This window comes from Enterobacter sp. ECC-219, from assembly GCF_043966805.1.
In the GTDB taxonomy this organism is placed as follows: Bacteria; Pseudomonadota; Gammaproteobacteria; order Enterobacterales; family Enterobacteriaceae; genus Enterobacter; species Enterobacter cloacae_N.
Window position 1 is genome coordinate 2,453,384 of record NZ_CP143680.1, and the last position, 21,422, is coordinate 2,474,805.

The 21,422-nt window shown below is 57.2% G+C and carries 16 protein-coding genes, 2 tRNA genes and 3 other RNA genes; 12 read left to right on the top strand and 9 right to left on the bottom strand.

The genetic code is table 11. The features are described from left to right. Positions 1–2 precede the first annotated feature (2 nt). On the bottom strand, positions 3–3,965 hold the full coding sequence (gene putA, locus V1603_RS11505; RefSeq protein ID WP_233002339.1) for a trifunctional transcriptional regulator/proline dehydrogenase/L-glutamate gamma-semialdehyde dehydrogenase: 3,963 nt from the start codon (positions 3,963–3,965) through the stop codon (positions 3–5). A 422-nt stretch (positions 3,966–4,387) separates the two neighbouring features. Here putA and putP point away from each other — a divergent pair, with 422 nt between their 5' ends. Beyond that, the gene (putP, locus tag V1603_RS11510; RefSeq protein WP_116340753.1) at positions 4,388–5,896 is read left to right on the top strand and encodes a sodium/proline symporter PutP; all 1,509 of its coding nucleotides are present in this window, start codon (positions 4,388–4,390) and stop codon (positions 5,894–5,896) included. A gap of 113 nt (positions 5,897–6,009) precedes the next feature. Beyond that, entirely contained in the window at positions 6,010–6,429 is a 420-nt protein-coding gene (locus tag V1603_RS11515; protein ID WP_395313952.1) for a DUF3574 domain-containing protein, read from the top strand. Between the two features lie 48 nt (positions 6,430–6,477). On the opposite strand, the gene V1603_RS11520 is transcribed toward V1603_RS11515, so the two are convergent. Next, a complete protein-coding gene (locus tag V1603_RS11520) occupies positions 6,478–7,662 on the bottom strand; it encodes a NupC/NupG family nucleoside CNT transporter (RefSeq protein ID WP_047368266.1) in 1,185 nt (394 codons plus the stop codon). 251 nt (positions 7,663–7,913) lie between these two features. Here V1603_RS11520 and efeU point away from each other — a divergent pair, with 251 nt between their 5' ends. The 5 genes from efeU to V1603_RS11545 all read left to right on the top strand — a co-directional run bounded on the left by efeU (position 7,914) and on the right by V1603_RS11545 (position 14,382). After that, positions 7,914–8,747: an iron uptake transporter permease EfeU gene (efeU, locus tag V1603_RS11525; RefSeq protein WP_192983067.1), complete on the top strand. Its 834-nt coding sequence runs from the start codon at positions 7,914–7,916 to the stop codon at positions 8,745–8,747. Between the two features lie 40 nt (positions 8,748–8,787). Continuing rightward, positions 8,788–9,915: an iron uptake system protein EfeO gene (efeO, locus tag V1603_RS11530; protein WP_116340747.1), complete on the top strand. Its 1,128-nt coding sequence runs from the start codon at positions 8,788–8,790 to the stop codon at positions 9,913–9,915. A 5-nt stretch (positions 9,916–9,920) separates the two neighbouring features. Further along, complete coding sequence (gene efeB / locus V1603_RS11535; protein WP_316378892.1) at positions 9,921–11,204, top strand: iron uptake transporter deferrochelatase/peroxidase subunit; 1,284 nt, start codon at positions 9,921–9,923, stop codon at positions 11,202–11,204. Between the two features lie 499 nt (positions 11,205–11,703). Next, complete coding sequence (gene phoH / locus V1603_RS11540) at positions 11,704–12,495, top strand: phosphate starvation-inducible protein PhoH (RefSeq protein WP_029740192.1); 792 nt, start codon at positions 11,704–11,706, stop codon at positions 12,493–12,495. Between the two features lie 381 nt (positions 12,496–12,876). After that, the gene (locus tag V1603_RS11545) at positions 12,877–14,382 is read left to right on the top strand and encodes a sodium:alanine symporter family protein (RefSeq protein WP_116340740.1); all 1,506 of its coding nucleotides are present in this window, start codon (positions 12,877–12,879) and stop codon (positions 14,380–14,382) included. A gap of 322 nt (positions 14,383–14,704) precedes the next feature. Here V1603_RS11545 and V1603_RS11550 read toward each other — a convergent pair. The 3 genes from V1603_RS11550 to V1603_RS11560 all read right to left on the bottom strand — a co-directional run bounded on the left by V1603_RS11550 (position 14,705) and on the right by V1603_RS11560 (position 16,498). Continuing rightward, positions 14,705–14,792 (bottom strand) — tRNA-Ser (locus V1603_RS11550). 147 nt (positions 14,793–14,939) lie between these two features. After that, positions 14,940–15,617 (bottom strand): isochorismatase family protein, encoded by a 678-nt coding sequence (locus tag V1603_RS11555; protein ID WP_025755865.1) that lies wholly within the window; start codon positions 15,615–15,617, stop codon positions 14,940–14,942. 20 nt (positions 15,618–15,637) lie between these two features. Continuing rightward, positions 15,638–16,498, bottom strand: coding sequence for a pirin family protein (locus V1603_RS11560; RefSeq protein ID WP_395313953.1), 861 nt, complete (start codon positions 16,496–16,498; stop codon positions 15,638–15,640). Between the two features lie 109 nt (positions 16,499–16,607). Between V1603_RS11560 and V1603_RS11565 the strand changes: the two genes are divergently transcribed. Further along, the gene (locus V1603_RS11565) at positions 16,608–17,513 is read left to right on the top strand and encodes a LysR family transcriptional regulator (protein WP_116340736.1); all 906 of its coding nucleotides are present in this window, start codon (positions 16,608–16,610) and stop codon (positions 17,511–17,513) included. 117 nt (positions 17,514–17,630) lie between these two features. Here the strand turns inward: V1603_RS11565 and V1603_RS11570 are convergent. The 4 genes from V1603_RS11570 to V1603_RS11585 form a co-directional block, all read right to left on the bottom strand. Then, positions 17,631–17,767, bottom strand: a non-coding RNA gene (locus V1603_RS11570) — RtT sRNA. A 44-nt stretch (positions 17,768–17,811) separates the two neighbouring features. Continuing rightward, positions 17,812–17,949: non-coding RNA, RtT sRNA (locus V1603_RS11575), on the bottom strand. A gap of 44 nt (positions 17,950–17,993) precedes the next feature. Beyond that, a non-coding RNA gene (locus V1603_RS11580) (RtT sRNA) lies at positions 17,994–18,130 on the bottom strand. Between the two features lie 44 nt (positions 18,131–18,174). Beyond that, a tRNA-Ser gene (locus V1603_RS11585) sits at positions 18,175–18,262 on the bottom strand. A gap of 232 nt (positions 18,263–18,494) precedes the next feature. Here V1603_RS11585 and ghrA point away from each other — a divergent pair. From ghrA to V1603_RS11605, 4 genes are all read left to right on the top strand, one after another. Next, positions 18,495–19,433 carry a glyoxylate/hydroxypyruvate reductase GhrA gene (gene ghrA / locus V1603_RS11590; protein WP_116340734.1) on the top strand — a complete coding sequence of 313 codons (939 nt, stop codon included), beginning with the start codon at positions 18,495–18,497 and terminating at the stop codon, positions 19,431–19,433. A gap of 84 nt (positions 19,434–19,517) precedes the next feature. Then, a complete protein-coding gene (locus tag V1603_RS11595; RefSeq protein WP_166710743.1) occupies positions 19,518–20,255 on the top strand; it encodes a phosphatase in 738 nt (245 codons plus the stop codon). Positions 20,256–20,275: 20 nt separating this feature from the next. Further along, positions 20,276–20,830 carry a molecular chaperone gene (locus tag V1603_RS11600; RefSeq protein ID WP_116340732.1) on the top strand — a complete coding sequence of 185 codons (555 nt, stop codon included), beginning with the start codon at positions 20,276–20,278 and terminating at the stop codon, positions 20,828–20,830. 96 nt (positions 20,831–20,926) lie between these two features. Then, complete coding sequence (locus V1603_RS11605) at positions 20,927–21,409, top strand: DUF1097 domain-containing protein (RefSeq protein ID WP_162874951.1); 483 nt, start codon at positions 20,927–20,929, stop codon at positions 21,407–21,409. Positions 21,410–21,422 lie beyond the last annotated feature (13 nt).

Consider the following 21,422-nt stretch of genomic DNA (forward strand, 5'->3'; position numbering starts at 1 on the left):
CGTTAGCCGATTGTCATCAGGCTGGCGTTACCCCCCGCCGCCGCGGTGTTGACGCTGAGCGAGCGCTCCACGTACAGGCGCTCCAGCAGCAGGTTAGTTTCCCCGCGGGCGAAGCCCTGCACCGAAACAATCGCCCCGCTGCGGGCTGCCACCTGCTCGCAGAGCTCGCGCAGCTGGTCGGAATCGCCGTGGTAAATCACGGCGTCAAACGGCTGGGTCAGCAGGGCATCGGCCTTCGCGAAGCGAATGCGGGCAGAGACCGCTTTCGGCAGCTGTTTGGCGAGATCGCGATGCAGCGCATCTTCCGGCCACAGCACCTCACAGCCGGTTGCCATCGCCGCGGCCAGCTGCACCAGCGCGTCCTGCTCGTTATCGGCCACGCACAGCACGCGCTCGCGCGGCATCAGCGTCCAGGTGTTGCGCTCGCCGGTTGGCCCCGGCAGCAGGCGCTGGGTGCCCGCCTGCGCCAGCTCCCCGTACTGCCGGGCAACCGCACGTAGCTCAGGACGTTTTTCCGCCCAGGCGATCATCGCCTCCAGCGGCTGCGTCAGCACGGTTTTCACCTGTGTATCCACCGGATAACTTGCGTCCTGGCGCGCCAGGGTGACGCCCAGGGCGTTTTCCGGACGGTTCGCCAGCAGGCGGTACAGGTAGAGCGGGCCGCCCGCTTTTGGACCGGTGCCGGATAGGCCTTCGCCGCCGAACGGCTGCACGCCCACGACTGCGCCAACCATGTTGCGGTTAACGTACAGGTTGCCGACTTTGGCATTGCCGGTGACCTGCGCAATGGTTTCGTCGATACGGGTATGCACGCCGAGCGTCAGACCATAGCCGGAGGCGTTGATCTGATCGATAAGCTCCTTGAGGTTGTTACGGCTGTAGCGCACCACGTGCAGCACCGGGCCGAAGACCTCTTTTTTCAGCTCGTCGAAGCTTGCCAGCTCAATCAGCGTTGGTGGCACAAAGGTGCCGGTCCGCCATTCGCGGGCATCTTCGCTGTTCTCGCGCACCGCCTGGAACACCGGACGACCTTTCGCGCGCATGGCCTGAATGTGGTTTTCAATGTTGGCTTTGGCTTCCGCGTCGATCACCGGTCCGATGTCGGTGGTGAGACGGCCCGGGTTGCCCATGCGGCATTCGGCCATCGCACCGCGCAGCATCTTCAGCGTGTGGTCCGCCACGTCGTCCTGCAGGCACAGCACGCGCAGGGCGGAGCAGCGCTGACCAGCGCTGTCGAACGCGGAGGCCAGCACGTCGACCACTACCTGCTCGGTGAGGGCAGAGGAGTCAACGATCATGGCGTTCATGCCGCCGGTTTCCGCGATGAGCGGGGTAGGACGGCCCTGCGCATCCAGACGGGTCGCAATATTGCGCTGCAGCAGGGAGGCCACTTCGGTCGAACCGGTAAACATCACGCCACGCACGCGGTTATCGGAGGTCAGCTTAGCGCCGACGGTTTCACCGCGGCCCGGCAGCAACTGGACCACGCCCGCCGGCACGCCGGCTTCCAGAAGAATGTTGATGCCCTGCGCGGCAATCAGCGGGGTTTGCTCTGCCGGTTTTGCCAGCACGCTGTTGCCTGCGGCAAGAGCGGCGGCAATCTGGCCGGTGAAGATCGCCAGAGGGAAGTTCCACGGGCTGATACAGACGACCGGACCCAGCGGACGGTGGGTTTCGTTATCGAAATCATCGCGCACCTGACCGGCGTAGTAGTGCAGGAAGTCAACGGCCTCGCGCACTTCGGCGATGGCGTTGCTGAAGGTTTTACCCGCTTCGCGCACCAGAATGCCGATGAGCGACTGCATCTGATCTTCCATCAGCACCGCGGCGCGTTCCAGAATGGCGGCACGCTCCTGCGGCGGGGTGGCGAACCAGATTGGTGCGTTGTTCACCGCACTGTCCAGCGCCTGGTCAACCTCCGCTTCGGTGGCTTCACGCACGTAGCCGACGATGTCTTTTGGCTCTGCCGGGTTGATCACCGGCTGCATTTCGCCGTCTGCAACGGGCTGCTCCAGCATCGGTTTGGCCTGCCACTTCTGCAGCGCGCTGTTGAGGAGGGCAGAGGAGAGGGACGCCAGACGGTGTTCGTTGGCGAGATCCAGACCCGCCGAGTTAACGCGACCGGCGCCATACAGCTCGCGCGGCAGGGCAATCTTCGGATGCGGCAGGCCAATCTGGCCTTCCTGCGCCGCCATCTTCTCTACGGCCTGCACCGGATCGGCCACCAGCTCGTCCAGCGGCAGGGTGGTGTCGGCGATGCGGTTAACGAAGGAGGTGTTCGCGCCGTTTTCCAGCAGACGACGCACCAGGTACGCCAGCAGGGTTTCGTGGGTCCCCACCGGAGCATAGATGCGGCACGGGCGGTTCAGCTTGCCGTCCGCCACTTTCCCGGTCACCTGCTCGTAAAGCGGTTCACCCATGCCGTGCAGGCACTGGAACTCGTACTGCCCAGGATAGTAGTTTTGACCCGCGAGGCTGTAAATGGCGGCCAGGGTGTGGGCGTTGTGGGTGGCGAACTGCGGATAGATCAGGTTCGGCACGCCGAGCAGCTTTTTCGCACAGGCGAGGTAAGAGACGTCGGTGTAAACCTTGCGGGTATAAACCGGATAGCCTTCCAGCCCTTCCATCTGGGCGCGTTTGATTTCGCTGTCCCAGTAGGCGCCCTTCACCAGACGGATCATCAGGCGACGGCGGCTGCGGCTGGCCAGGTCAATCAGGTAATCAATGACGAACGGGCAGCGCTTCTGGTAGGCCTGGATAACGAAGCCAATGCCGTTCCAGCCTGCCAGCTCCGGCTCGAAGCACAGTTTTTCCAGCAGATCGAGAGAGATCTCCAGACGGTCGGCCTCTTCGGCGTCGATGTTAATGCCGATGTCATACTGGCGCGCCAGCAGGGTCAGGGACTTCAGGCGCGGGTAGAGCTCTTCCATTACGCGGTCATATTGCGCGCGGCTGTAGCGCGGGTGCAGGGCGGAGAGCTTAATGGAGATGCCAGGACCTTCATAAATACCGCGACCGTTGGACGCTTTACCGATAGCGTGGATCGCCTGCTGGTAAGAGACCATGTAGGCCTGCGCGTCGGCGGCGGTCAGGGCCGCTTCGCCCAGCATGTCGTAGGAGTAGCGGAAACCTTTATCTTCCAGCTTGCGGGCGTTCGCCAGCGCTTCGGCAATGGTTTCCCCGGTGACGAACTGCTCGCCCATCAGGCGCATTGCCATGTCCACGCCTTTGCGGATCAGCGGCTCGCCGCTCTTACCGATGATGCGGTTCAGGGAGCGGGAGAGGTTGGCTTCGTTATGGGTGGAGACCAGCTTGCCGGTAAACAGCAGGCCCCAGGTCGCCGCGTTGACGAACAGCGACGGGCTGCGGCCAATGTGGGAGTGCCAGTTGCCGTTGCTGATCTTGTCGCGGATCAGCGCGTCGCGGGTGGCTTTATCCGGAATACGCAGCAGCGCTTCCGCCAGACACATCAGCGCCACGCCTTCCTGTGAAGAGAGGGAAAACTCCTGCAGCAGACCCTGAACCATCCCGGCGCGGCCGGTGGCGGTTTTCTGGTTGCGCAGCTTGTCGGCTAACTGATACGCCAGGCTGTGCGCCTGGGCGGCAATGGCTTCCGGCAGGCGGGCCTGCTCCAGCAGCATCGGCACGGCATCGGTTTCTGCACGGCGGTAGGCGCCGGTAATGGCGGCGCGGCTGACGGACTGCGGCAGGATCTGCTCGGCAAATTCGAGGAACGGCTGGTGATTCTCTTCCACCGCCGTCGCGGCGTCGTCGCTTTCGTTCGCTGCGCCCGCCAGCAGTGCAGGCAGCTCCGGCAGGCCTTCTTCGCTCTCCAGCCTTTCCAGATAGTTGAAAATCGCCTGCTTGATTAACCAGTGCGGTGTGCGGTCAATGCGGGTTGCTGCGGTCTTAATCCGTTCGCGGGTCGCGTCATCCAGCTTAACCCCCATGGTGGTCATCCCCATGCCAAAACTCCTGTTGTTCTGTAATAGCGTTCTGTAGATAGCGTGAAATATCCACCATGTTGCAACTTTGTGCAACCGTGTTAAATGTGACCTGGTTTGCAACCCGGAAAATGAATGGATTGTTAATGAATGGTTAGCTGGAAAAACGCGCTGGCTTTTGTGCGGGAAGCCTGTTTTTATGCGGGAGTTAACACTTTTCAAAGGTGCAACCCGTAAAAGCGTGAGCGAGTGCAACCTATAGGAAACTCGTATCAAACCGGGGATGAATTTGATGTAAATGCAGTGTTAAATCGTTTGTCAGCGGGATGCGCATACGGCAGGATAGCGCGCCCAACGGAAACACATACACACATCACTACGTTCCGGTGATGACATAACAAGGCAGCCCGGACGGCTGTCGCTCGACATTTTGGAGAATTTGAATGGCTATTAGCACACCGATGCTGGTGACATTTCTCGTTTATATTTTTGGCATGATCCTGATAGGGTTTTTGGCATGGCGTTCGACGAAGAACTTTGACGACTACATTCTTGGCGGCCGCAGTTTAGGCCCGATGGTTACCGCACTCTCTGCGGGTGCCTCCGACATGAGCGGCTGGCTGCTGATGGGGCTGCCGGGCGCGATTTTCATCTCTGGTATTTCCGAAAGCTGGATCGCCATCGGCCTGACCGTCGGCGCGTGGATCAACTGGAAGCTGGTGGCAGGCCGTCTGCGCGTGCATACCGAGGCCAACAACAACGCCCTGACGCTGCCGGATTACTTCACCGGACGTTTTGAAGACAACAGCCGCATCCTGCGCATTATCTCTGCGGTAGTCATCCTGCTGTTCTTCACCATCTACTGTGCCTCCGGCATTGTGGCCGGCGCGCGTCTGTTCGAAAGCACCTTCGGCATGAGCTACGAAACCGCCCTGTGGGCCGGTGCCGCGGCGACCATCCTCTATACCTTCGTGGGCGGTTTCCTGGCGGTAAGCTGGACCGATACCGTGCAGGCGAGCCTGATGATCTTCGCCCTGATCCTGACCCCGGTGATTGTGATTTTCACCGTCGGCGGCTTTGGCGAGTCGCTTGAAGTGATCAAGCAGAAGAGCATCGAAAACGTCGACATGCTGAAAGGGCTCAACTTCGTTGCCATCGTCTCCCTGATGGGCTGGGGTCTGGGCTACTTCGGTCAGCCGCACATTCTGGCGCGCTTTATGGCGGCGGATTCTCACCACACCATCGTTCACGCCCGTCGCATCAGCATGACGTGGATGATCCTGTGTCTGGCGGGGGCGTGCGCGGTCGGCTTCTTCGGTATCGCGTACTTCAACAATAACCCGGCGCAGGCGGGCGCGGTGAACCAGAACGCCGAACGCGTGTTCATCGAGCTGGCGCAAATTCTGTTCAACCCGTGGATTGCCGGCATTCTGCTCTCCGCGATCCTGGCGGCGGTGATGTCCACCCTGAGCTGCCAGCTGCTGGTCTGCTCCAGCGCAATCACCGAAGACCTCTACAAGGCCTTCCTGCGTAAAGACGCGAGCCAGAAAGAGCTGGTGTGGGTAGGGCGCTTTATGGTGCTGGTGGTAGCGCTGGTGGCGATTGCGCTGGCGGCCAACCCGGAAAACCGTGTGCTGGGCCTCGTGAGCTACGCGTGGGCGGGCTTTGGCGCCGCGTTTGGTCCGGTCGTCCTGTTCTCCGTCATGTGGTCACGCATGACCCGCAACGGCGCGCTGGCGGGAATGATCATCGGTGCGGTTACCGTTATCGTCTGGAAACAGTTCGCGTGGCTGGGCCTGTACGAAATCATTCCGGGCTTCCTCTTCGGCAGCATCGGTATTGTGGTGTTCAGCCTGCTGGGTAAAGCGCCGTCAGCCTCCATGCAGAAGCGCTTTGCGGAAGCGGACGCGCATTACCACACTGCGCCGCCGACTAAGCTTCAGGCAGAGTAATTTTCCCCTCACCCTAACCCTCTCCCCAAAGGGGAGAGGGAATAAACCTCTCTTGCTAAATTCTGCAATTTACGTTGATATCGCTGTGCTTATAACAATGAGGATAGCGAAGCATGATCATCAAAACAGGGGTAATGGCAGCGGCAATATTGATGCTGGCTGGCTGCAACGCGCCATCGCAACACGCAGCGGTAGAGACCTGCAAAGCGGATAACCAGATGCAGCAGACCACGCTCTATTTCGGCTTAAATCGCCCGGCAGGGGCGCAGATTACCGGCAACGAGTGGCAGCAGTTTGTTGACCAGGACGTGACGCCGCGCTTTCGCGATGGCTTAACGGTGTTTGATGCGCGCGGCCAGTGGCTGGGGAATGACGGGAAAGTGGCGCGCGAGCCGAGCAAGGCGCTGATGCTGATCCACGGGAAAGATGCCCAGAGCGAGAAGAATATCGAAGCGTTGCGCGGGATTTATAAGTCACGCTTCGCGCAGGAGTCGGTGATGCGCGTCGACCAGCCGGTGTGCGTGCAGTTTTAATAAAAAACGGCGGGAAATCCCGCCGTTGTTGTTTTGTAGCAAAGCAATTTACAGCACTAATCCCGCAAAGCTCGCCGACAGCAGGCTCACCAGCGTCGCACCGTACACCAGGCGCAGACCAAACCGCGACACCACGTTACCCTGCTGCTCGTTCAGCCCCTTAATCGCCCCGGCGACGATGCCGATGGAGGCGAAGTTCGCGAACGACACCAGGAAGACGGACAAAATGCCCAGCCCGCGCGGTGACATTTCATGGGCAATTTTTTGCAGCTCAATCATCGCCACAAATTCATTTGCCACCAGCTTGGTTGCCATAATGCTGCCCGCATTGAGCGCATCGCTCAGCGGAATACCGATAAGCCACGCCAGCGGATAAAACACATAGCCCAGGATCTGCTGGAAGCTCATGCCGAATACGCTGGAGAAGAGGGCGTTAACCGCGCTGATGAGGGCGATAAAGCCAATCAGCATTGCCAGAATAATCATCGCCACCTTAAAACCGGCCAGAATATACTCGCCGAGCATTTCAAAGAAGCTCTGAGATTCGTGCAGCTTCTCCAGCTTGATATCCGGCTCGGCTTCCGGACGCACCGGGTTAATAACCGAGAGAATAATAAAGGTGCTGAACATGTTCAGGATCAGCGCGGCAACGACAAATTTGGCGTCGAGCATGGTCATATAGGCGCCGACAATCGACAGGGAGACCGTCGACATGGCCGTGGCCGCCATGGTGAACAGGCGACGTGAGGAGAGATCCCCCAGCACGCCTTTATAGGCAATGAAGTTTTCCGACTGGCCGAGGATCAGCGAGCTCACCGCATTGAAGGATTCCAGCTTGCCCATGCCGTTCAGTTTTGACAGCAGCGTGCCGATGATTCGAATAAAAATCGGCAGGATCCGCCAGTGCTGGAGAATACCAATCAGCGCTGAAATGAAAATAATCGGGCAAAGCACGCCGAGGAAAATAAACGCCAGCCCTTTTTCACCCATTCCGCCAAAGACGAAATTCGTCCCTTCCGAGGCAAATTTCAGCAGTGACTCAAAGAAGCCGGAAACATATTTAATCAGGAAAAGTCCGCTTTCGGCGTGCAGGAAAAAGAACGCCAGCGCAATTTCAATAACTATCAGCTGTAAAACATAACGAATGCGAATTTTTCGGCGGTCGAAACTCACCAGCCAGGCGAGCGCAAGAATAATCACCAGCGCCAGCAGGAAATGAACAATCTTAAACATGGGTTATTTTCAGTTGGTTTTTGAGGCGGATATTTAGCCACAGCGCTGGTTAACCGTAAATGGGCATTTTTATTATAACTTATAAACTTAACGGTAACGGTGGTAACTATTAACAGGCTTTGCGTTTACAACTCGTCATCAAATCACCACACATTTCGCTTGTGTTTCTTTTCGCCGTAATGATAATCACTATCACAAGAATTTACCTTTCTTTGCATCAGTTGACCGCGATAAACATTTAAGGTGTCGGCATGTTTGTTCCATTTCTCATTATGTTACGTGAAGGCCTTGAAGCGGCCCTGATTGTCAGCCTTATCGCCAGTTATCTGAAGCGCACCCAGCGAGGGCGCTGGATTGGCGTGATGTGGGTTGGCGTTTTCCTTGCCGCGGCGCTCTGCCTGGGTTTAGGTATCCTCATCAATGAAACCACCGGCGAATTCCCGCAGAAAGAGCAAGAGCTGTTTGAAGGTATCGTCGCCGTGATTGCGGTGTTCATCCTGACGTGGATGGTGTTCTGGATGCGCAAAGTCTCCCGCAACGTGAAGGTGCAGCTGGAGCAGGCGGTGGATAACGCCCTGCAGAAGGGGAATCACCACGGCTGGGCGCTGATTATGATGGTCTTTTTCGCCGTTGCGCGCGAGGGGCTGGAATCGGTCTTCTTCCTGCTGGCGGCATTCCAGCAGGACGTGGGTATCTGGCCGCCGCTGGGCGCCATGCTCGGTCTGGCAACGGCGGTGGTGCTGGGCTTCCTGCTCTACTGGGGCGGCATTCGCCTTAACCTGGGCGCCTTCTTTAAATGGACCAGCCTGTTCATTCTGCTGGTGGCCGCGGGGCTGGCGGCAGGGGCGATCCGTGCCTTCCACGAGGCGGGCCTGTGGAACCACTTCCAGGGCGTGGCGTTCGATCTCAGCAACGTCCTCTCCACCCATTCACTGACCGGCACCCTGCTTGAAGGCATTTTCGGCTACCAGGAAACGCCGAGCGTCAGCGAAGTGGCGATGTACTTTATCTATCTGGTTCCGGCTCTGGTGCTGTTTGCAATGCCGCCGCGTACCGGTTCGCAGACGTCGCGCGTTGCGCCGTAATTATCGTTTTAGTTACAACATACTTTTTAAGGGAAGAGTCATGGCAATTCAGTTTCGTCGTAGTGCATTGTGCGCAGGCATTGCCGCGCTGTTCGCTTCTGCCTTCACCGCGCAGGCTGCGGAGATTCCGCAGGTGAAAGTCACCGTTAACGATAAGCAGTGCGATCCGATGACCATCACGGTTAACAGCGGGAAAACCCAGTTTATCATTCAGAACCATAGCCAGAAGGCACTGGAGTGGGAGATCCTCAAAGGCGTGATGGTGGTGGAAGAGCGCGAGAATATCGCCCCGGGCTTCAGCCAGAAGATGACCGCCAACCTGCAGCCGGGTGAATACGACATGACCTGCGGCCTGCTGACCAATCCGAAAGGCAAGCTGATCGTCAAAGGTGCAGCGACGGCGGACGCCGCCAAAGGCACGGCCCTGCTGAGCCTGGGCGACGCCATCACCGCCTATAAAGCCTACGTCACCAAAGAGACGGCGGACCTGGTTACGGGCACCAAAGCCTTCACCGACGCGGTGAAAGCGGGCGATATCGAAAAAGCGAAATCCCTGTATGCGCCAACCCGCCAGCACTACGAGCGCATCGAGCCGATTGCCGAACTGTTCTCTGACCTTGACGGCAGCATTGATGCCCGTGAAGACGACTACGAGCAGAAGGCCGCCGATCCGAAATTCACCGGCTTCCACCGTCTGGAAAAAGCCCTGTTTGGCGATAACTCCACCAAAGGAATGGAGAAATATGCCGGGCAGCTGAACGCCGACGTGCTGGAGCTGCAAAAGCGCATCAGCGAGCTGGCCTTCCCGCCGTCAAAAGTGGTGGGCGGCGCGGCGGGGCTGATTGAAGAAGTGGCCGCGAGCAAAATCAGCGGGGAAGAAGATCGCTACAGCCATACTGACCTGTGGGACTTCCAGGCCAACGTCGACGGCGCGCAGAAAATTGTCGACCTGCTGCGTCCTCAGCTGCAGAAGGAGAACGGCGAACTGCTGGCGAAAGTGGATGCCAACTTCAAAAAAGTGGACACCATTCTGGCGAAATACCGCACCAAAGACGGGTTCGAAACCTACGACAAGCTGACCGACGCTGACCGTAATGCGCTGAAAGGCCCGATTACGACCCTGGCGGAAGATCTCTCCCTGCTGCGCGGCGTACTGGGTCTGGACTAAGCACGATGAACAAGCATGACGAGCACGACGTGGCGGAACCTTCCCGACGTCGTTTGTTAAAAGGGGTCGGGGCGCTGGGCGGCGCGCTTGCCCTGGCAGGTGGCTGCCCGGTTGCGCATGCGGCGAAACCGCAAAGCGCTCCCGGCACGCTGTCTCCGGATGCCCGGATGGAGACGCAGCCGTTTTACGGTGAGCACCAGGCGGGCATTCTGACGCCGCAACAGGCTTCCATGATGCTGGTGGCCTTTGATTCGCTGGCCAGCGATAAGGCGGATCTGGAGCGGTTGTTCCGCCTGCTGACGGCGCGCATCGCGTTTCTTACCGCGGGCGGTCCGGCACCGGAGACGCCAAACCCGCGCCTGCCGCCGATGGATTCCGGTATCCTCGGGGCGTTTATCGCGCCGGATAACCTGACCATCACCGTGTCGGTGGGGGAGTCGCTGTTTGATGGCCGCTATGGCCTGGCAAAGCAGAAGCCAAAAGCGCTGCAAAAAATGACGCGTTTCCCGAATGACTCCCTCGACGCGGCGCTGTGCCACGGCGACCTGCTCCTGCAGATTTGCGCCAATACCCAGGATACGGTGATCCACGCCCTGCGCGATATCATCAAGCACACGCCGGATCTGCTGAGCGTGCGCTGGAAGCGGGAAGGGTTTATCTCCGATCACGCCGCGCGCAGCAAGGGGAAAGAGACCCCGGTGAACCTGCTGGGCTTTAAGGACGGTACGGCCAACCCGGACAGTCACGATGGTGCGCTTATGAAGGAGGTGGTGTGGGTCACTGCCGATCAGGGCGAACCGGCGTGGGCAGTGGGCGGCAGCTACCAGGCGGTGCGGATTATCCAGTTCCACGTGGAGTTCTGGGACCGCACGCCGCTGAAAGAGCAGCAGACGATTTTCGGCCGCGACAAGCAGAGCGGGGCGCCGCTGGGTATGAAGCACGAGCATGATGTGCCTGACTATGCGAGCGATCCGGATGGCGACGTTATCGCGCTCGACAGCCATATTCGCCTTGCTAACCCGCGCACCAAAGAGACGCAGTCCAGCCTGATGATGCGCCGTGGTTACAGCTATTCGCTGGGCGTAACCAACTCCGGGCAGCTTGATATGGGGCTGCTGTTCGTCTGCTATCAGCACGATCTGGAGAAAGGTTTCCTGACGGTGCAGAAGCGGTTAAACGGTGAAGCGCTGGAAGAGTACATTAAGCCCATCGGCGGCGGCTATTTCTTTGCCCTGCCCGGCGCGCGCGATGCTGGTGCGTATCTCGCTCAAGGGCTGCTCGAAGCCTGATAATTGTCCCTGCGATAGTTCGCAGGGACATTATTTTTTCATATGACTAACATATTGTTATATTTCTGTAATATTTCTATATAAGACTGAATCCGCTGCAGGAGCAGTCTGAAAAGTTGCATTCAGGTAAAATAAATGTTGCATTTATGATAACTCCTGATGTACTTAAGATAAGACAGCGGTAGTTCCCGGCAGTGATGCTGAATCACTATGGAGATCGCGAATGGTTGCGTCCTGTACTGGACAAGGTAAACATAACAACCGCAGCACCCGGCGCGGAGGCTCAGACTCCGGCAGCGATTTCCTCACCACTAAATTCTCCCCCCTTCCTCAAGAATCTGATTCGACCGACGTGCAGAACGGTGCGCGTAGCTGTTCCGTATCGTCATCTGATAAAGCAAGCAATGGCTTACAAGGAAGCCAACCCTCTGATGTTCGTGCGCATAATCGTGCCGAAGCTGGCGCGTGTGATGAATACCAACAACTCAAGGTGCTATCCATGGGAAGACAAAAAGCAGTGATCAAAGCTCGTCGCGAAGCAAAACGTGTGCTGAGACGGGACTCACGTAGCCATAAACAGCGTGAAGAAGAATCGGTCACCTCGCTTGTGCAGATGAGTGGCGTAGAAGCAATTGGCATGGCCCGAGACAGCCGTGATAATTCTCCAATTGTGGCGCGCAATGAGGCTCAGGCGCACTACCTGAATGCTATCGAGAGTAAACAGCTCATCTTTGCAACCGGTGAAGCCGGATGCGGGAAAACGTGGATCAGTGCGGCCAAAGCGGCGGAAGCGCTGATTCATAAGGACGTGGAGCGCATTATTGTTACCCGTCCGGTACTGCAGGCGGATGAAGATCTCGGCTTCCTGCCCGGAGACATTTCGGAGAAGTTTGCCCCTTACTTCAGGCCCGTTTATGACGTGCTGGTGAAGCGACTGGGTGCATCCTTTATGCAGTACTGCCTGCGGCCAGAGATTGGCAAGGTGGAAATCGCGCCGTTCGCCTATATGCGCGGACGTACATTTGAAAATGCGGTCGTCATTCTTGACGAGGCTCAGAACGTGACCGCTGCGCAAATGAAGATGTTCTTAACGCGCCTCGGGGAGAACGTGACGGTTATCGTTAACGGCGATATTACCCAGTGTGACCTGCCGTCCGGCGTAAAATCCGGGCTGAGCGACGCTATGTCACGTTTTGAGGAAGATGAGATGATTGGGGTGGTACGCTTCACCAAAGAGGACTGCGTGCGTTCAGCGCTGTGTCAGCGCACGCTGCAGGTCTATTCCGACTAAAGGTAAAGCATTATCGTTTTGCCGCTTTCCTGTAATTTCTTCCCGGCGTCATGCCGGGAAGCGTCTTTTATTCTTTGCAGAATTCACCTGTTATTGATAATTAACCATTTCGATTATTAATTTTTTATGGCTGCTTTTTATTTGAGCGGTAGAAGTGTGACATATGTTTATAATACCCACAAAATATCTATGAAGATAATGATCGCGCTAATCGTTAATTGAAAATCAAACGTGAATGTTGTCACAGAACATTACTACGGAGTAAAAATTAAGTTGTGTCTTCAGGGGAGTTATCTATGTTTCGTACTTGTTCGAACAAAATTCTAAGAAGAAACACAACTGGGGATCCGTTCCCCCGCAACATCACGCTGAGGGTCATACATGAACGAACTGGTTGGTGCTATTAATGGTGTAATCTGGAGCCCTGCGTTAATATTTTTATGTCTGGGTGTTGGCCTCTATTTCTCTCTTCGTAGCCGCTTTCTGCAGTTACGCCATATGAAACACATGATTACCCTGATGTTTCAGGGGCGTCCTACGGATGCAGGCGTGTCGTCGTTTCAGGCGCTGACGATGACGCTGGCAGGCCGCGTGGGGACAGGGAATATCGCTGGTGTGGCCACGGCAATTACTTTTGGCGGTCCGGGCGCGCTTTTCTGGATGTGGATTGTCGCTTTTTTAGGCGCCAGTTCAGCATTTGTCGAATCCACCCTGGGTCAGGTTTATAAAGAAAAAATTAACGGCGAATATCGTGGTGGTCCTGCCTTTTATATTGAAAAAGGTTTAGGCGTTAAGTGGTACGCATGGTTATTTGCCATTGTGACTATTTTCTCCTGCGGGTTATTACTTCCGGGCGTGCAGGCAAACTCAATTGGTGCGAGCCTGGATATTGCCTTTGGTCTGAGTCCGAACGTGACCGCGGCATTACTTGCTGTGCTGTTAAGCTTTATTATTTTCGGCGGCGTGAAAAGGATCGCCAGCTTTAGCAGTATGGTCGTTCCATTTATGGCGCTGGGCTATATTATTGTCGCCTGCGTGATTATTGCCATTAATATTAACCAGCTCCCTTCGGTTATTCTGTTGATCTGGAAAAGCGCGTTCGGCCTGGAAGCAGGCTTTGGCGCCATCCTCGGTCAGGCGATTATGTGGGGTGTTAAGCGCGGCGTCTATTCTAACGAAGCGGCGCAGGGGACCGGGCCGCATGCGTCATCCGCGGCGGCGGTGAGCCATCCGGTGAAGCAGGGGCTGGTACAGGCATTCTCGGTCTATATCGACACGCTGTTTGTCTGCTCTGCGACCGGGTTTATGCTGCTGATTACCGGGCTGTATAACGTCCAGGGCGTCGACGGCGCCGCGCTTTATACGGGAATTGCAGGCGTGGCCGCAGGTCCTGGCTACGTGCAGACGGCGATGGAAAGTATGATGCCGGGCTTTGGTAATTACTTTGTTGCCATTGCGCTGTTCTTCTTTGCCTTCACCACGATTATTGCCTACTACTATATTGCCGAAACCAATATCGCCTACATCAACCGTAAAATTCACCGCCCGTGGCTGACGTTTCTGCTCAAGCTCTGTCTGATGGCCTCTACGGTCTATGGGACGGTTCGTACCGCGGATCTGGCCTGGGGACTGGGGGATATTGGCGTAGGGCTGATGGCATGGCTCAACATTATTGCCATTGTTCTGCTGCATAAAAAAGCGTTTGTTAGTCTGAAGGATTATGAAATTCAGAATGCGCAGGGGCTGGATCCACAGTTTGATCCGGTGCGTCTGGGGATTAAAAATGCGGATTACTGGCTTGATGGGCGTAAGGATGAGGATGATGTTCAGCCTGAGCAGATATCGTCTCTTGAAAGAAATCAGCCGGCAGGGAAGTTGAATAGCTAAGGAATAGAATAAAAAAAGCCCGTGCATTAGTTCGGGCTTTTTTTTGTCGCTTAGGCGGCTCAGTCCGCACCGGGGGGGATTGACTCGCTTCGCTCGCCGTTACTCGGCCCATCCATGGGCCTCGCCCCTTCGGGGCCAACGCAGGCGTTGTTCAAAAACGCTCCCGGCGTTTTTGTGCGGGCAGCCTGTTCGCTTCGCTCTCAGTCTGTCCAACTGGCTGCCGCCAGTTGTCGAACCCCGGTCGGGGGTTCTCATCCCCCCCTGCAGGTGAGCTACATGCGAAAAAAAAGCTCGCATTTTCATGCGAGCTCTTCTTTAAATATGGCGGTGAGGGGGGGATTCGAACCCCCGATACGTTGCCGTATACACACTTTCCAGGCGTGCTCCTTCAGCCACTCGGACACCTCACCATATTGTTTTGTTGCCTGACCGCTTGGGGGGCAACGGGGCGCTACTATAGGGAGTTGCGCTAACACGGTCAAGCAGATTTTCAGCTTTAGTGCCTGTTCGGTTAAGCATTAATCAGCTCCACGGTTTTTACGCCGTGGAGCAGGGGATTAACGCTGTGAATCGAGCACTTCGCTGTTTTTAACCACTTCCTGTGCTTTGCCGTAGCTTTCGATCAACAGCTGGTAAGCCGGGAAGATGTGGGTATACACCTCAGCCCATTCAGCCGCGTCCTCACGGTTCCAGGTACGCTGGATCTCAGAGGCCACCGCGGCGGTATCCATCGGCACAACGCCTGCCTGGACCACACGTGCCAGGGTGATCTCCTGCGCCATTTTGCTGTAGGTGCCGGAAGCATCAATCACCGCAAATACTTTATAGCCATCCGCCACCGCGCTGATGGACGGGAAGGCCATGCAGACGCTGGTGATCGTGCCGGCAATAATTAACGTCTTGCGACCGGTGGCTTTTACCGCCGCCACGAACTCCGGATTATCCCAGGCGTTGATCTCACCTTTGCGTGCCACATACTGGGCATGAGGCGCGTTGGCGTGGATCTCCGGGATAAGCGGGCCGTTCGGTCCCTGTGGAACGGAGGCCGTGGTGATCACCGGGATCTTCGCCAGCGTGGCAATTTTTGCCAGCGCCGCCGCACGGGCGCGCAGCTCCGGCATGGGCATGTCGCCGACGGTCTGGAACAGCCCGCTCTGGTGGTCGATAAGCAGCATGACGGCATCATTTACGTCAATGACCGGACGTGCACCGTTGAAGTTTGCAGGGGTAGACATATTGCGCTCCTTTATTACGTTCAGATCTGGCCGAAGCGGCCGGAATTGAAATCACGAATGGCTTCCGCGATCTCGGTTTTACTGTTCATCACAAATGGGCCATAGCCCACGATGGGTTCATTCAGCGGCTCGCCGGCCATCAGCAGCACTTTGGCATCGCTGTTCGCCTCCAGGTGCAGCTTGTTGCCTTCCTGACTCAATACGACCAGCTGGGCTTCACCTGCCTGCGTTGTACCGTTCACCGTTATGTTGCCTTCAAGCACGACCAGCGCGGTGCTCCAGCCTTCGGGCTGATTGAGCGTCAGATGGCTTCCCTGGTTCAGCGCGATGTCCCAGACGTTCAGCGGTGAGAAAGTGTGCGCAGGGCCGGTAACCTCGTCGTAGCGACCGGCAATCACCCGCAGGGTGCCGCTGTTATCCGGTAGCGTCACAACCGGGATATCGCTTTTGGTGATGCTCTGGTAGCCCGGTGCCGCCAATTTGTCTTTCGCCGGCAGGTTGACCCACAGCTGCATCATTTTCAGCTCGCCACCTTTCAGCGCGAAGGCGCTGGAGTGGAACTCCTCGTGCAGGATGCCTGCGCCTGCCGTCATCCACTGCACGTCGCCCGGGCCAATAACGCCACCTCTGCCGGTTGAGTCGCGGTGCTCCACTTCCCCGGAGTAGACGATAGTGACCGTTTCAAAGCCGCGATGAGGATGCTCGCCCACGCCGCGTTTCGCGCCGTCCGCCGGGAAGGTGTACGGTCCGGCGTAGTCCAACAGCAGGAACGGGCTCAGCGGCTCGCCGTGCGTCTGGTAAGAAAACATTGAACGAACCGGGAAACCGTCACCGACCCAGTGCGGACGAGGTGCGGTATAAACGCCTGTTACGTTTTTCATGATGAGCTCCTGATGTTCTGTTGATGTAATTAGCTTATATTCAGGGTTAATATCCCGGTAGATAGTGAAATTGACATTCACTGTTCTGAAAATGGAACGATGAGGGCGTATGCAGGATCTCAATGATTTCGCGTGGTTTGTGAAGGTGGTGGACCATGGTGGGTTTGCGGCGGCGGGTCGGGCGCTCGATCAGCCCAAGTCGAAACTGAGCCGCCGGATTGCTCAGCTGGAAGAGCGGCTTGGCGTGCGGTTGATACAGCGCACTACGCGGCAGTTTACGGTGACCGAAGTCGGGCAGACCTTCTATCAGCACTGTAAAGCGATGATGGTGGAGGCCGAAGCTGCGCAAGAGGCGGTGGCGGCTTTACAGGCCGAGCCGCGCGGTGTGGTCAGGATCACCTGCCCGGTAACCTTGCTGCACGTTCACGTGGGGCCGATGCTGGCGCGGTTTATGGCGCGCTATCCGGGGATCAATCTTCAGCTTGAGGCCACCAACCGGCGGGTCGATCTGGTGGGCGAGGGCATTGACGTGGCGATCCGCGTTCGTCCACGTCCCTTTGACGACAGCGATCTGGTGTTAAGAGTGCTGGCAGACAGGGGGCACTGCCTGGTGGCGAGCCCTGCGCTGATTGAGCAGATGGGCAACCCTGCCGTGCCCTCTGAGCTGAGCGAATGGCCGGGGTTGAGCATGGGGGCGGGAAAGCAGCTGCATAAATGGGAACTGGGCGGGCCGGACGGGGCAAAAGCGGAGATTCACTTTACGCCGCGCTTGATTACCACCGACATGCTGGCGCTGCGTGAGGCGGCAATGGCGGGGGTAGGGGTCGTGCAGCTGCCGATTTTGATGGTCAAGGATCAGCTGGCATCAGGGGAACTGGTGCGGGTGCTGGACGCATGGGAACCCAGACGGGAAGTGATTCACGCGGTTTATCCTTCCCGGCGCGGTCTGCTGCCGTCGGTCAGAACGCTGGTGGATTTTCTTACCGAAGAATATGCCCGGATGGTGGAAGAGTAACAATCCCCTTGCCTTGCGGGCTGAGGAATCCCCAGAAACTAATGCGAGCAGTAAACAATTCCCTCGCCCCTTTGGGGAGAGGGTTAGGGTGAGGGGCTCAGACCGCACCGAGCTGCTTATAGCACTGGGGGGGATTGACTCGCTTCGCTCGCCCTTCGGGCAGCCTGTTCGCTACGCTCTCAGTCTGTCCAACTGGCTGCGCCAGTTGTCGAACCCCGGTCGGGGATTCTCATCCCCCCCTTATGGAGAATATAAAAGAAAAAAGCCCGTACTTTCGTACGAGCTCTCATCTCAAATATGGCGGTGAGGGGGGGATTGACTCGCTTCGCTCGCCCTGCGGGCAGCCTGTTCGCTACGCTCTCAGTCTGTCCAACTGGCTGTCGCCAGTTGTCGAACCCCGGTCGGGGATTCTCATCCCCCCCTTACGGAGAATATAAAAGAAAAAAGCCCGTACTTTCGTACGAGCTCTCATCTCAAATATGGCGGTGAGGGGGGGATTGACTCGCTTCGCTCGCCCTGCGGGCAGCCTGTTCGCTACGCTCTCAGTCTGTCCAACTGGCTGCGCCAGTTGTCGAACCCCGGTCGGGGGTTCTCATCCCCCCCTTATGGAGAATATAAAAGAAAAAAGCCCGTACTTTCGTACGAGCTCTCATCTCAAATATGGCGGTGAGGGGGGGATTCGAACCCCCGATACGTTGCCGTATACACACTTTCCAGGCGTGCTCCTTCAGCCACTCGGACACCTCACCATATTGTCATCCCGTTGTTGTCGGGACGGGCGCTAATGTAAGGAAAAGCCGAACTGCCGTCAACTCACTTTTTCAGTAATTTAGCGCGTTTAGACAAACTTCAGGCAACATGATTCTTAAATGTGCTGAAAGCGTCTTTTTTATCAACAACACAGTCGCGCAATAAATTTGCTATGCTGACCGTCCAGTTAAAAAGCAAACTAAATCAGCGCAATAAAAGGCAGGAATGACTATGGATATACTCTTCTATCACCCCACTTTTGATACGGCTTACTGGATTGAAGCGCTTTCTGCGGCGCTGCCGGGCGCTCGCGTTCGTGAATGGAAGCGGGGCGATAACGAACATGCCGACTACGCGCTGGTCTGGCATCCTCCGGTGGAAATGCTTCAGGGCCGTAAGCTGAAGGCCGTGTTTGCACTCGGGGCTGGCGTGGATTCCATTCTGAGCAAACTGAAGGCACACCCTGAAATGCTGCCGGAAGAGATCCCTCTGTTCCGCCTGGAAGATACCGGAATGGGGCAGCAAATGCAGGAATATGCCGTGAGCCAGGTGCTGCACTGGTTCCGCCGCTTCGACGATTATCAAGCCTTTAAACAGCAGGCCCACTGGGAGCCGCTGCCGGATTACCGTCGCGAAGATTTTACAATCGGCATCCTCGGCGCCGGCGTGCTGGGCTCAAAAGTGGCTGAAGCGCTTGCCCCGTGGGGCTTCCCGCTGCGCTGCTGGAGCCGCAGCCGTAAGGATTATCCGGGCGTTGAGAGTTTTGCCGGAACGGATGAGCTTCCGGCCTTCCTGAGCGGCACGCGCGTGCTGATCAACCTGCTGCCCAATACGGCGGAAACGGTAGGGATCATCAATGAAGCCTTGCTCAATCAGCTGGTCGATCAGAGCTACCTGATGAACCTGGCGCGCGGGGTGCATCTGGTCGAGCCGGATCTGCTGAAGGCGCTGGACAGCGGGAAGCTTAAAGGCGCCATGCTGGATGTTTACAGCCGTGAACCGCTGCCGGAGGAAAGCCCGCTGTGGCGACATCCGCGCGTGGCCATGACGCCGCACGTGGCCGCCGTCACGCGACCGGCCGAGGCGGTGGCCTATATCTCGCACACGATCGGTGAAATAGAGAAGGGTAACCCGGTTACCGGGCAGGTCGACAGACAGCGCGGCTACTGAGAGAAACCCGGCGTTCGCCGGGTTTTTGCTAATATTCGCCGCTGATAACTGCTATCCTTTGGAAAAAACGCAGAGGAGAGAAAGATGTATCCCGTTGACCTGCATATGCACACCGTCGCCAGTACCCACGCGTATAGCAACCTCCATGATTATATCGCTCAGGCGAAGCTTAAAGGCATCAAGCTATTTGCGATAACCGATCACGGCCCGGATATGGCGGATGCGCCGCACTACTGGCATTTTGTGAATATGCGTATCTGGCCGCGTCTGGTGGACGGCATCGGGATACTGCGCGGCATTGAGGCGAACATCAAAAACACCGACGGTGAAATTGACTGCACCGGCCCGATGCTGACCTCCTTAGATCTGATCCTCGCCGGTTTCCATGAGCCGGTTTTCCCGCCGCAGGATAAAGAGACTAATACCGCGGCGATGATTGCCACCATTGCCAGCGGCAATGTGCATATCATTAGCCACCCGGGCAACCCGAAGTACCCGATTGATATTCAGGCCGTGGCGCAGGCCGCGGCGAAACACCGCGTGGCGCTGGAGATTAATAACTCCTCGTTCGTGCACTCGCGTAAGGGCAGTGAAGCCAACTGTCGCGAAGTGGCTGCCGCCGTGCGTAATGCGGGTGGCATGGTGGCGCTGGGCTCTGATTCGCACACGGCCTTCACGCTGGGGGATTTCAGCGAGTGCCTGAAAATATTGCAGGATGTGGATTTCCCGGAAGAACGCATCCTGAACGTCACGCCGCGTCGTATGCTCGATTTCCTTGAGTCGCGCGGCATGGCGCCGATTGATGAATTTGCCGATCTTTAATTGAATAACGGAATAAAATAATGAATGAATTCTCCATCCTTTGCCGCGTGCTGGGCTCCCTCTATTATCGCCAGCCGCAGGATCCGCTGCTGGTTCCGCTGTTTACGCTGATTCGCGAAGGTAAGCTGGCGCAGAACTGGCCGCTGGAACAGGATGAGTTACTGGAACGCCTGCAGAAAAGCTGCGATATGCAGCAGATCTCAACGGACTACAACGCGCTGTTCGTAGGCGAAGAGTGCCGCGTGTCGCCGTATCGTTCTGCCTGGCAGGAAGGGGCGACCGAAGCGGAAGTGCGGGCATTTCTCTCCGAACGCGGGATGCCGCTGAGCGATACGCCAGCCGATCATATCGGTACGCTGCTGCTGGCAGCCTCCTGGATCGAAGACAACGCAGGCGACGATGAAAATGAAGCCATCGGGATCCTCTTCGAGACGTATCTGCTGCCGTGGGTCGGAACCTTTCTGGGTAAAGTGGAGGCCCATGCCACCTCTCCGTTCTGGAGAACGCTGGCCCCGCTGACGCGTGACGCCATCGCAGCAATGTGGGACGAGCTGGAAGAAGAAGCTGAAGAGTGATTTTCATCACAAAAATTCTGCAACGATACATTTCCACATGCACGTACTGTGCTTTCGATCTCATTTCTATGGCGCGCATCTGCTAAGATGCGCGCCATGAACATATTACTTTGTATTGCGATCACGACAGGCATTCTCTCCGGTGTTTGGGGATGGGTAGCGGTGTCTCTCGGTTTATTAAGCTGGGCCGGCTTCCTGGGCTGCACGGCCTATTTCGCCTGTCCTCAGGGCGGGCTGAAAGGGCTCTTTATCTCAGGCTGCACGCTGATGAGCGGCGTGATCTGGGCGCTGGTCATCATGAAGGGCAGCGCGCTGGCGCCGCATCTGGAGATGCTGGGGTACGTCATGACGGGGGTTGTCGCCTTCCTGATGTGCATCCAGGCGAAGCATCTGCTGCTGTCGTTCGTGCCGGGCACCTTTATGGGGGCCTGCGCGACCTTCGCCGGGCAGGGGGACTGGAAGCTGGTGGTTCCTTCCCTGGCGCTGGGACTGCTGTTTGGCTACGCCATGAAGAACAGCGGCCTTTGGCTGGCGGCGCGACGGGAAAAAACGCAAAACATCACCGCGGTGAGTGAATAAAAAAAGGCGAGAT

Coding starts and splice junctions, on each gene's coding strand:
- efeU (WP_192983067.1), top strand. CDS start 7,914: ATGTTTGTTCCATTTCTCATTATGTTACGTGAAGGCCTTGAAGCGGCC.
- efeB (WP_316378892.1), top strand. CDS start 9,921: ATGAACAAGCATGACGAGCACGACGTGGCGGAACCTTCCCGACGTCGT.
- V1603_RS11595 (WP_166710743.1), top strand. CDS start 19,518: ATGTATCCCGTTGACCTGCATATGCACACCGTCGCCAGTACCCACGCG.
- putP (WP_116340753.1), top strand. CDS start 4,388: ATGGCTATTAGCACACCGATGCTGGTGACATTTCTCGTTTATATTTTT.
- V1603_RS11515 (WP_395313952.1), top strand. CDS start 6,010: ATGATCATCAAAACAGGGGTAATGGCAGCGGCAATATTGATGCTGGCT.
- V1603_RS11520 (WP_047368266.1), bottom strand. CDS start 7,662: ATGTTTAAGATTGTTCATTTCCTGCTGGCGCTGGTGATTATTCTTGCG.
- V1603_RS11545 (WP_116340740.1), top strand. CDS start 12,877: ATGAACGAACTGGTTGGTGCTATTAATGGTGTAATCTGGAGCCCTGCG.
- phoH (WP_029740192.1), top strand. CDS start 11,704: ATGGGAAGACAAAAAGCAGTGATCAAAGCTCGTCGCGAAGCAAAACGT.
- V1603_RS11605 (WP_162874951.1), top strand. CDS start 20,927: ATGAACATATTACTTTGTATTGCGATCACGACAGGCATTCTCTCCGGT.
- V1603_RS11555 (WP_025755865.1), bottom strand. CDS start 15,617: ATGTCTACCCCTGCAAACTTCAACGGTGCACGTCCGGTCATTGACGTA.
- ghrA (WP_116340734.1), top strand. CDS start 18,495: ATGGATATACTCTTCTATCACCCCACTTTTGATACGGCTTACTGGATT.
- V1603_RS11565 (WP_116340736.1), top strand. CDS start 16,608: ATGCAGGATCTCAATGATTTCGCGTGGTTTGTGAAGGTGGTGGACCAT.
- putA (WP_233002339.1), bottom strand. CDS start 3,965: ATGGGGATGACCACCATGGGGGTTAAGCTGGATGACGCGACCCGCGAA.
- V1603_RS11600 (WP_116340732.1), top strand. CDS start 20,276: ATGAATGAATTCTCCATCCTTTGCCGCGTGCTGGGCTCCCTCTATTAT.
- V1603_RS11560 (WP_395313953.1), bottom strand. CDS start 16,498: ATGAAAAACGTAACAGGCGTTTATACCGCACCTCGTCCGCACTGGGTC.
- efeO (WP_116340747.1), top strand. CDS start 8,788: ATGGCAATTCAGTTTCGTCGTAGTGCATTGTGCGCAGGCATTGCCGCG.